This is a genomic window from Magnetococcales bacterium (assembly GCA_015231925.1).
Lineage (GTDB): Bacteria > Pseudomonadota > Magnetococcia > Magnetococcales > JADGAQ01 > JADGAQ01.
The window spans coordinates 1-9931 of record JADGAQ010000158.1 but is presented as its reverse complement, the minus strand read 5'-3'; the positions used below and the strand labels follow the sequence as shown (position 1 = coordinate 9931).

The 9931-nt window shown below is 59.8% G+C and carries 13 protein-coding genes; 9 read left to right on the top strand and 4 right to left on the bottom strand.

All coding sequences use genetic code 11. The features are described 5' to 3' along the window. From HQL56_15070 to HQL56_15035, 8 genes are all read left to right on the top strand, one after another. Positions 1 to 1418, top strand: a 1418-nt coding sequence (locus HQL56_15070; GenBank protein MBF0310840.1) for a peptidase M16, incomplete at its 5' end; no start/stop codon positions are given. A gap of 133 nt (positions 1419 to 1551) precedes the next feature. Further along, positions 1552 to 1770 (top strand): cold-shock protein, encoded by a 219-nt coding sequence (locus HQL56_15065; GenBank protein ID MBF0310839.1) that lies wholly within the window; start codon positions 1552 to 1554, stop codon positions 1768 to 1770. 83 nt (positions 1771 to 1853) lie between these two features. Then, positions 1854 to 2915 (top strand): GNAT family N-acetyltransferase, encoded by a 1062-nt coding sequence (locus HQL56_15060; protein ID MBF0310838.1) that lies wholly within the window; start codon positions 1854 to 1856, stop codon positions 2913 to 2915. Then, on the top strand, positions 2912 to 4006 hold the full coding sequence (gene thiO, locus HQL56_15055; protein MBF0310837.1) for a glycine oxidase ThiO: 1095 nt from the start codon (positions 2912 to 2914) through the stop codon (positions 4004 to 4006). Before HQL56_15060 ends, thiO begins: the two co-directional genes overlap by 4 nt. A gap of 95 nt (positions 4007 to 4101) precedes the next feature. After that, positions 4102 to 4401 carry a BrnT family toxin gene (locus HQL56_15050; protein MBF0310836.1) on the top strand — a complete coding sequence of 100 codons (300 nt, stop codon included), beginning with the start codon at positions 4102 to 4104 and terminating at the stop codon, positions 4399 to 4401. After that, a complete protein-coding gene (locus HQL56_15045; protein MBF0310835.1) occupies positions 4388 to 4654 on the top strand; it encodes a BrnA antitoxin family protein in 267 nt (88 codons plus the stop codon). The genes HQL56_15050 and HQL56_15045 overlap by 14 nt, the downstream gene beginning before the upstream one ends. Positions 4655 to 4658: 4 nt before the next feature. After that, positions 4659 to 4946 carry an HNH endonuclease gene (locus tag HQL56_15040; protein ID MBF0310834.1) on the top strand — a complete coding sequence of 96 codons (288 nt, stop codon included), beginning with the start codon at positions 4659 to 4661 and terminating at the stop codon, positions 4944 to 4946. Positions 4947 to 5443: 497 nt separating this feature from the next. Then, on the top strand, positions 5444 to 5974 hold the full coding sequence (locus HQL56_15035; GenBank protein ID MBF0310833.1) for a DUF2059 domain-containing protein: 531 nt from the start codon (positions 5444 to 5446) through the stop codon (positions 5972 to 5974). 486 nt (positions 5975 to 6460) lie between these two features. On the opposite strand, the gene HQL56_15030 is transcribed toward HQL56_15035, so the two are convergent. The 4 genes from HQL56_15030 to HQL56_15015 all read right to left on the bottom strand — a co-directional run bounded on the left by HQL56_15030 (position 6461) and on the right by HQL56_15015 (position 9048). Further along, positions 6461 to 7450, bottom strand: a complete 990-nt coding sequence (locus HQL56_15030) for a class I SAM-dependent methyltransferase (GenBank protein MBF0310832.1) — start codon at positions 7448 to 7450, stop codon at positions 6461 to 6463. A gap of 1 nt (position 7451) precedes the next feature. Continuing rightward, positions 7452 to 7694 (bottom strand): uracil-DNA glycosylase, encoded by a 243-nt coding sequence (locus HQL56_15025; GenBank protein MBF0310831.1) that lies wholly within the window; start codon positions 7692 to 7694, stop codon positions 7452 to 7454. Between the two features lie 351 nt (positions 7695 to 8045). Beyond that, positions 8046 to 8561 carry an HPP family protein gene (locus HQL56_15020; GenBank protein MBF0310830.1) on the bottom strand — a complete coding sequence of 172 codons (516 nt, stop codon included), beginning with the start codon at positions 8559 to 8561 and terminating at the stop codon, positions 8046 to 8048. A 97-nt stretch (positions 8562 to 8658) separates the two neighbouring features. Beyond that, positions 8659 to 9048 carry a hypothetical protein gene (locus HQL56_15015; GenBank protein ID MBF0310829.1) on the bottom strand — a complete coding sequence of 130 codons (390 nt, stop codon included), beginning with the start codon at positions 9046 to 9048 and terminating at the stop codon, positions 8659 to 8661. Between the two features lie 173 nt (positions 9049 to 9221). Between HQL56_15015 and HQL56_15010 the strand changes: the two genes are divergently transcribed. Continuing rightward, the gene (locus tag HQL56_15010; GenBank protein ID MBF0310828.1) at positions 9222 to 9881 is read left to right on the top strand and encodes an HAD family phosphatase; all 660 of its coding nucleotides are present in this window, start codon (positions 9222 to 9224) and stop codon (positions 9879 to 9881) included. Positions 9882 to 9931 lie beyond the last annotated feature (50 nt).

Below are 9931 nucleotides of genomic sequence, written 5' to 3'. Positions count from 1 at the left end.
CGCTGCAGGCCCGGCAGATGCGGGAGGACGATCCCGAGGTGTTGCCCCGCCTGGAACTGGCCGATGTGCCCGAGACCCTGTCGATTCCCGAGGGCACTCCGGACCGGGTGGGCGAGTTGCCCTGCGACTGGTTCGACCGTCCCACCAACGGGTTGGTCTACCAACAGGCCCTGATCGACCTGCCCCTGTTGCAGGATGACGAACTGGAGCTGTTGCCCCTGCTGGTCTCCTGTATGGCGGAGGTGGGCAGCGCCGGCCGGGACTATCTGGAGACCCAGGCCCTCATGGCGGGGGTCACCGGGGGTATCGGCTGTTATGCCGGGGTCCATTCCGCCATCTCGGAGGACGCCCCCGGACGGGGCATGCTGACGGTTTCGGGCAAGGCGCTGGCGCGCAACCAGGGGGCATTGGCCAAACTGCTGCGCGAAACCCTCGACCAGGCCCGTTTCGACGAGACGAACCGCCTGCGCGAGCTGGTGTCGCAGATGCGGGCCGCCGCGGAGTTGCGCATCGGGGATGCCGGGCATCAACTGGCCCTGAGCGCCGCTTCGGCTGGACTCTCCCCGGTGGGCGCTCTGAGCGACCGTTGGCACGGCATGCCGGCCATGCGCCGCCTCAAAGAGCTGGATCGGGCTCTGGAGAAGGAGCATCCCCTCGAACACCTGTCGGAGCGACTGGACGCCCTGGCCCGCCGTTTGCGCCAGGGGCGGCCCCGTCTCTTCGTGGCTGCAGAGGGTGAACATTTCGACAGCCTCTCCACGGCCCTCTCCGGGGTCTGGGAGGACCGTTCCGGCGAGTTGCGCCAGCCCGGCCTGCCGCTTTCACGTTTCGAGGCGAAGCAATGTTTCACCGGATGGGTGGCGGATGCCCATCAGGTGTGTCACTGCGCCAAGGCCTATCGCGCCGTGCCCTACAGCCATCCCGACGCCCCGGTGCTGACGGTGCTGGGCGTCTTTCTGCGCAACGGTTATCTGCATCGCGCCATCCGGGAGCAGGGGGGCGCTTACGGTGGCGGGGCGGGGTACGACTCCGACAGCCGCGCCTTCCGTTTCTACTCCTACCGTGATCCCCATCTGACGGAGACCCTGGACCATTTCGACCGCAGTCTGGAGTGGCTGGAGAGCTTCAACCATACGCAGCGCAGTCTGGAGGAGGCCATTCTGGGGGTGGTGGGTTCCATCGACAAGCCCGGCTCCCCGGCGGGCGAGGCCAAAAGAGCCTATCACGACCGGCTCAACGGGCGCACTCCCGAAGAGCGGCGCGGCTATCGCAGCCGGGTGCTGCAAACCGGCATCGAGGATCTGAAACGGGTGGCCCGCCTCTATCTGCGCCCGGAGCAGGCCAGCATCGGTCTGGTGGGGCCCTCCCGGCTGCTGGAGTCCAGTGAACTGCCCCTCGTTATCGAACGTCTGGTCTGATTTGTTTTTATGGCAACCAAAAAAGATTTTGCTTGTCAGCGTGTCGACAGCCTCCTAAGGTTTCCGAGGGGGGAGGGCCAATGCTACTCCGCCGTGCTGTTTTCGCAAACTGAGAACTGGGAGTGGACGAGGAATGACACAGTCGGTTAATGGTTCGATCAAGTGGTTCAGCAATGCCAAGGGGTATGGATTTATCGCTCCGGACAATGGTGGAGAGGATGTGTTTGTGCATTTTTCCGCGATTAACGGATCCGGTTTCCGCACTCTGGAGGAGGGGCAACAGGTGACCTTCGAGGTGGTGAAGGGAGCCAAGGGATTGCAGGCCGCCAATGTGGTGGTGCAAAAGGGCTGACAACCCGATCCGTTTTGGTGGAGAATGAGGCCCGGGGACCGACACGGTTCCCGGGCTTTTCTTTTTGGGCAGGGAGGCGTGGAGTGGATTCAGGGGAGCGGGCCTTTTTTCTGGAGGCGTTTCACGGCAAGACGCTGGTCTTCGCCCTGGGACACTCCAGCCCACACAAGTATCTGCCGGGTCTGGGGCGGATTCTGGGGGAGCTGGCGGCCTGCGGGGCCCGTCTGATCGTCATGGTGGCCAAGCGGGACCTTGCCGGGGCCTGCTGCGTCGAGTCCCTCCGGGAGGTGGCCAAAACCCTCTCCCTGGCCGAATTTTACCGGTGTTTCAACGAACGCTTCTCCCTCCTGTTCGTGGAGGTTCCCTCCGCCGATGATACCGCCTTCTGGCGGGAGATGACGCAGATAGCGGAACGCTTCCGCTTTTCCCGCCTGGTGGTGGGGGACGACCGGGGCGGGCTGCGGGACGATGCGGGCCGACTGGTCGACTACATGAGCCTGCAGCGGCTGCAACGCCGTTGTGCCCGCAAGGGTGGGGACGACCGGTTGCAGTACCTCTCGGAGATGTTGGAGGCCGGGGTGGGAGCCATCAGCCTCTGTCGTCTGCGGGAAGTGGAGCAGGAGCTGTTCACCTACGAGGGACATGGCACCTTTCTGGCCCGGCAGCACTACTGTTCAGTGCGCCGCATGGGTTTCGACGATTTCCCGGCGGCCACCTCCCTGATCCGTCAGGGGGAGCAGGCCGGTTTTCTGCTGCCCCGCTCCGAAGCCGCCATCGCCGAACTGCTGCTGGAGGGATATGGCGCCCTGATCGGGGGCACCCATCTGGCCGGGGTCTGTTCCCTGTTGACCGCCCCCTATCGCAGCGCCCGCGCCGGAGAGATCGTGGCCCTCTTCACCCTGACCCGTTTTCAGGGGGAGGGCATCGGGCGGCGCATGGTACACTCCCTGTTGCGGGAGGCCCGGCAGCGGCAGATGCGTTATCTTTTTGCCTGCACGACACGGGAGAGCGCCTCCGCCTTTTTTCAGAGGCTGGGCTTCCGCCTGGTGGCTCCTGCGCAACTGCCGGAAGGCAAGTGGCACGGTTATGACGCGGCGCGCAAGGAGCGACTCGCCTGTTTGCGCTACGATTTGACGGGAGGTTGAGCATGGGGGACGTTCTTGTCGTGGGAGCCGGCGTCATGGGCTGTGCCTGTGCCCATCGATTGCTGCAGGCCGGTTATGCCGTCACCCTGCTGGAACGCTCCTTTCCGGGCGCGGAATCTTCGGCGGCGGCGGCGGGGATTCTGGGCGCCCAGTCGGAAGTTTCCGAGGCGGGTGCCTTTTTCGAGCTGTGTCTGGCCAGTCGCGGGATGTTTCGGGAGTATGCCCGGGAGTTGCGGGAACTCTCCGGCGTGGATGTGGCTTACGAGGATTCGGGCGTTCTGGAAGTGGCGCTGGATCCGGGAGAGGGGCGCATCGTGGCGGGGCGGGCCCTGTGGATGCTGGACCGGGGCTTGCGCGTCGAGGTTCTCGACGATATCCGGGCGCGGGAACTCGAACCCTCCCTGACCCGTCGTCTGGTGGGGGCCAACTTCTATCCCGACGACCATCAGGTCGACCCGGTGCGTCTGGCCCAGGCGCTGGCTTCGACGGTGGCCCGCCTGGGAGGGCGTTTTCTGGCCGGGGAGCAGGTTGTCGGCCTGGTGCTGGAGGCGGATCGGGTGGTCGGGGTGCGCACCGTTGCGGGTCTCCATCGCGCCGAGGCCGTGGTGGTGGCGGGAGGGGCCTGGAGTTCCGGCATGGCGGATCTGCCGCCCCTGCGCACCGCCATCAAGCCCATGGCGGGGCAGATTCTGCTCGGAGAGGCCCGTCCCCCTCTGATGCGCCGCGTTGTCTACGGCCTGAAGGGCTATATCGTGCCGCGCGCCGATGGGCGCATCCTCATGGGATCCACCCTGGAGGATCGCGGTTTCGACAAAGCGGTGACCATCGGTGGCCTGCAGCGCATCAGCACCATGGCCACGGAGCTGGTGCCGGGGCTGGCCGCCGTTCGCCTGGCGCAAACCTGGTCCGGTCTGCGCCCGGCCACCCTGGACAATCTTCCCCTGCTGGGGGCGGGGCCTCTGCCGGGTCTCTTTTTCGCCGCCGGCCATTTCCGCAACGGCATCCTGTTGACCCCCGTCACGGGGCAGGTGATCGCCGATCTGGTGCAGGGTCGGCAGCCGGCGTGGGATATTCGACCGTTTGCGCCGTGAGTCTTCTGTATAAAAACCGATTGAGTGTGCGAGGAGAACAGGTTAGTATATAACCAACATATACGGAATGTTCCGTTTTCAAGGTCTCGGCAGCGATGGAAATCGATTGGGGATGTGTTGTCGGTTTTGACTGGGACGCCGGAAACAGGGGAAAGAACGCGCGAAAGCACGGTGTTACGGATCAGGAACTGGAGGAGGTGTTTCTGGACACTCCCTTGATTGTTGCAGACACTGCTCACAGTGGAGCGGAACCCCGCTATCATGCCCTTGGCCGGACCAGTCGTGGTCGGGAACTGCATGTCACCTTCACCATGCGCCATGGCAACACCCGGATACGCATCATTTCCGGAAGGCCAACGAATCGAAAGGAGCGTGTTTATCATGAAACCTCTTAAACAGGTTCCTTCGTTTGCTACGGAGGATGAGGAGCGGGACTTCTGGGATCAACACGATTCCACGGAATACGTGGATTGGTCGAAGGCCGAGCGGGTGGTTTTTCCCAATCTGAAGCCCTCCACGCAAAGCATTTCGTTGCGTTTGCCGCTGAGCCTGTTGAATGGGCTGAAGGTGGCGGCCAACAAGCGGGATGTGCCGTATCAGTCCCTGCTCAAGGTTTGGCTGGCGGAAAAACTGGCGGAGAATTCCTGACCTTATGGATGAACTCCTGATCCGTGCCGATGATGATCATGTGCAGCGGGAGCGCCGCAAGGCCAAGGAGTTGAAGCGCTCCTCCTGGTGGATCAACCGCATCGGGGAGGGGCGTTGTTACTGGTGCGGGGAGCGGTTTCATCCGAAGGAGTTGACCATGGATCATGTGACGCCCCTGATTCGGGGGGGCACGACCTCTCGGGCCAACTGTGTGCCGGCCTGTGCGACCTGCAACCGGGACAAGGAGAATCTTACCGGACAGCAGTGGCGGGCTAAACGTGAAAATGATTAGTATTTATTTAAGAGGGTCTTGCAAAACTCCCGAGGTATTGCCGGGTGATGGTATTGATTTTTTGACTTTCAATATTTTATATTTTCAATATCAGGAAAAGAAAATTTTCTGTCCTTTGATGTTTCAATTTATATTCGTTTAGTCAATCAAGACCCATTGCTTCTTCGTTTTTTGAAGTTTGTTCTTAATTAATCCATTATTAGAGATATGGCGATTAGCAGGGTAATATTTATTGCCGCGAACAATACCGAATAACTATAATTATCGTTATATCATGAAGCGATAAGGTTTGGTGATTTGATCTCAGCGGTGATCCGTTGTGCCTGCGAGGGCGAAGAGGATTCCTGGTCTTGACTTTAGGCCTGAACTGTTGAATTCTTGTTCCATTCCGACGAGGCTGAAAATCCGGATGATGAATTACACCGGACAAAATTCGGGCGCGAAGGAATTGGTGCTGGTATTGATTGTGTCAATTCATTACGGGAAGGAGAAGATCGTTGAAAAAAGTATGTCTCGTCTTGTTGTTATTTATGGTTGTTCCGGCTTCGACCTCGTTCGCTGCCGGACCAAGTCAAAGCTCCATAGATAGACTATTTGTTGCGCAAAATATCCAAGAGTCGATGAAAGACCTGATCAGTTTGGTGACGAAGCAGGCCGATTCGATGGCATTACCAACGGTTGAAAAGTTTTTTGGAACTGCTAAACCGAGCAGTCAGCAGGTTAAGATTTATGAGGAGTATGTTGCAACGATTATTGAAAAGCGCAACAAAATCATGGCAGAACACTTTTCTTGGGAGGTGATGAAGCCGGTATATGTGAAAGTTTACCAGGAAGCTTACACGCAGGATGAAATTGACGCTATGATTGCATTTTATGAGAGTAAGGCTGGTAAGTCGAGTACTGCGAAAGCAGCGATTGTAATGCAGAAAACTACAGAGCTTCTTCAGCCATCCACCGTTAAAATGATGCAGCTCATTCAAACAGCCGTGAAAGAGACCGTTCAGGAAATATCAAATAAATACAAATAGATTCCCCTCTGTTTGCCCGCCTTTCCCGAGCCGTTTGGAATGAGCCTCGCTGTCTCCTTTCCAAGGAAGCGGACAGGTCGTATTCCGGGGCTGAGTCTTGCAGTCGCACCGGTTCCCAGGAACTGCGCTCACGCCCCTCCGTTTCCCTCCCGACCGGGATAATAGTCAAATAACTGGGTATCTGTTCAGACCGCGGGAAGTCGGGTCGACGATCCCCACAAGGGTCCGGGGCAGCGCCCTGGGACTTTGCGGGAAAATATATTAAATTTTTTGATTTTTAATATGGTGCCCTTTAAGTATCAAAAAAAAGGAAATATTCTGTCCTTTGACGTTTCTATCTTTAATTCGTTTATATCATCAAGATTTATTGTGTCGCGGTTTTGCTATTGGTTCATAATAATGGAAATATTCTGTATAGAACAAACAAAGTCAACAGACAGAACATTTCCTTTTTTTGATAGTTAAAAGACAAAATATTGAAAGGATTTATCGCTCTAAGCAATCCTCCCTCTTTTCCAGATAGAAACAGGCCTGATCCCCATCCCCCACCCGGTTCGACTCGGTGGCCAAAGCCTCGAACTGCTCGATCTGCTCCGCAGAAAAGAGGTCGCCAAGGGGATTCTTTTGCCTCGAACGCGGGTCGAGCAGGGGAATATCCCATTCGTATTGCACGCTGCCCCAGAATTGAAACGCCGTGGAGTCGTAAAACACCTCCCGGACAGCGAAACCGGCCCGTTGCGCCAGGGAGCGCATGGCCGCTTCGGTGGGCAGACAGAGGTGACGCGGGGCGTCGAGCTGCACCCAGTTGCTTCCATAGGTGCGCCAGGCCAGAGACCCGGCCAGGGGCAGGCGAACCAGCAGGTAGGCCCCCTTGTGCAGACAGCGGTTGGCCTCCCCCAGCAACTGCAGGGGATCGGCCAGATGTTCCAGGGAGTGGTGCATCATCAGGAAGTCGAAGGGTTCCCGCACCTGGTCGAGAGGGGTGTCCAGCACCCGCAGCGTCTTCCAGGACCAGGGTTGCGCCACATAGGGATCGATGCCCGTCAAATGGTCAAATCCCGACTGGTAAAGCCGGATCAACAGGTTTCCCGAACCGCTGCCGATATCGGCGACGCGCTGCTCGGGGCGCACGGCATAGGGACGCAGCCAACTCCAGAGCGGGGAGGGGCCGAAGAGAGCCGCCGCCAGACGCTGCCAGGGCCGGGAGTCGGGATAACCGGCCAGAAGGCGTTGCCGGCGCAGAAAGCGTTTGACCCGCTCGGGGAAAGCGTTCAGCGCGGCGGGGTTGACGGGGTTGTGGGAGTAGTAGTCCTGGCCGTAGTAACGCCCCAGATCGGCGGGAACCTCCACGATGAAGAGCGAGTGACAGGCGGCGCACTCTTCGTAAAGGAAACTCTCCCTTAACCCGAACATCATCTCCCGCGCCTGGAAGGAGTGGTTTCCCCGATTGTTACCGCAGAGGCGACAGGAGGCCATCTCAGGCCCGCCACAAAGGTTTGTCGGCGGATCCGGAAGAGGATGAACCACCTCCCCCCGATTTGGGTTCGAAGGCCAGACACTCTTTTCCGGAGGCGGCAAGCACCTCCTGGGAAGGCATCATGCGGGTTTTGAAATTCAACACCCTGCACCCCCGAGGGAAGTTGGCATCCCAGGTGATCCAGTAGTGGCGGCAGCGGGTACAGTCGATGCGCGGCCTTCCCGCTTCTTGATCTGCGGCCATGGCGAAGCTCCTCCAGGAGGATCGACGGCGTTCAGGTGGAGATATATTTTCTGACTTTCAATATGTTATCTTTTAAGTATCAAAAAAAGAAAATGTTCTATCCTTTGACTTTCCGTAACTATTCAGACCCCTGAACGGTGCAGCATGATCGTGTCAACAGCAAACGGGAGAGTCCCAGGGCGCTGCCCTGGACCCGTCGGGGGGGGATAATCCCCCCCCCGAACCCCCGTATATCGGAATAGTTACGACTTCCCGCTTATTATCTATTTGGACGGTTCTGAACAATTGCTTCGCCGTATTCGCCATCGGCTCGTTATTCTAGCCGGAAACGTGGCGCATGCAAACCATCGCCTACCACCAAAAGAGCGGATAGCGCCGGGTGGGGGCGAGATTGTTGAACAGCAGGGCCACGGTCAGCATGATCAGAGCGCCGCTCGCGGCGGGCATCAGGGGATAGAGAAAGCCCAATTGGCGTAGTTCGGGAGAGCCGATCACGGCGAGCAGGGCGGTGGCTCCTCCCGGAGGATGCAGGGTGCGGGTGAGCTGCATGAGGGCGATGGCTCCCGACACGGCGAGGGGTGCGGCCAGCCAGGGGATATCCCCCAGCAGTTTGTAGCAGACCACGCCGACCAGGGCCGAAAGGAGATGTCCGCCCACCAGATTGCGCGGCTGGGCCAGGGGACTGGTGATGGCGCCGTGAACCAGCACGGCGGAAGCGCCGAAGGAGCCGACGAGCAGAAGCTGGTCGGCGGGCAGCAGGGTGAAGTGGATCCAGGAGAGCAAACCGATGCTGACCATGGAACCCAGGAAGGACCAGAGGATCTCCTGGGAGGAGACGGTCGGCGGGGCCACGGAGGTGGGGCGCATCTTGCCCGCGAACGCCGACAGCCAGCCCGGCGGGAAGGCGCCCTTCGCAGGGGCATCCCGTCGGGAGGAGGGGTCGCCGGGTTGGTTCGACGCGCTTTCAGGCAAAGAGGTCGACCGGTTTGTAGCTGGAGGGCATGCCGGTGACAGGCACCTTCGGCCCGGTGTGGAGTGGGGAGTTGTGGTCGGTCGGCACCGGCTCGATGCGCTTTTCGCCGTATTTGGTTTCGAATTTCTCCACCTGTTTGGCGGCGTATTCGGCAACCTTTTCCGCCGAAACCCGGGTGCGCACCAGGATGTCCCGTGGCTCGGCGACCGTGCGGGAGACGCGGGCTTCGCTGGAGGCCTGGGCCTGGGCCACGGCGCGGGCGCTGACCTGTTCGGCGTTGTTGGTGCGGATCTCCGAGGCGGTGTGAACCAGCCGGGAGTGATCCACCTGGGGTGATTGGGTGGAGCCGTGCGTGAAGGAGTCGGGAAGAGCGTTGATCATGGCATGCTCCGGTGTGTGGAAGTGTTACCTGTCCTTGTTCGCTTTATCGGCACCGTGTAAAAGATCTTGAGCCTTTTTTTCGCTCCACGCACCATTTTTTTTTGGGTACCACGCGGAGCGGCGTTTGGCAAGGGGAATCGACCCTGATCGGCAGCGAGCGGGAAGGATGCGGTATGGAAAAACTGGCCCTTTTTGACCTGGACAACACCCTGTTGGCCGGAGACAGCGACTATCTCTGGGGGCGTTATCTGGTGGAGCGTGGTCGGGTCGACGACTCGGACTACGAAGCGCGCAACCGGGCCTTTTACGAGGATTATCGCCACGGGGTGCTGGATATCCAGGCCTATCTGCGCTTTCAGCTGGGTTTTTTGGCTCGGGAATCCCGCGCCACCCTGGAGAGTTGGCGGGAGGAGTTTCTGGAACGCATGATCCGGCCCATTCTGCTGCCCAAGGGGCAGGAGTGCATCCGGCGGCATCGGGAAGAGGGCGCCACGGTGTTGATCATCACCGCCACCAACCGTTTCGTCACTGAGCCCATTGCCCGGCTGTTGGGGGTGGACGACCTGTTGGCCACGGAGGCGGAGGAGAACGCCGACGGCAGCTTCACCGGGCAGCCCCGGGGTACACCCTGTTTTCGCGAGGGCAAAATCCGCCGTCTGGAAGCGTGGTTGCAACAACGGGACGCCACTCCGACGGAGACCTGGTTCTACAGCGACTCCCGCAACGATCTCTTCCTGCTGGAGAGCGTGCATCATCCGGTGGCGGTGGACGCCGACGCGGTGCTTGCGGAAGAGGCGACCCGGCGCGGCTGGCCCTGCATCTCCTTCCGGTAGGGCGTGTTGACATTCACCATCTTTTGGTCCCTGGCCGCGTTGCAATCCGG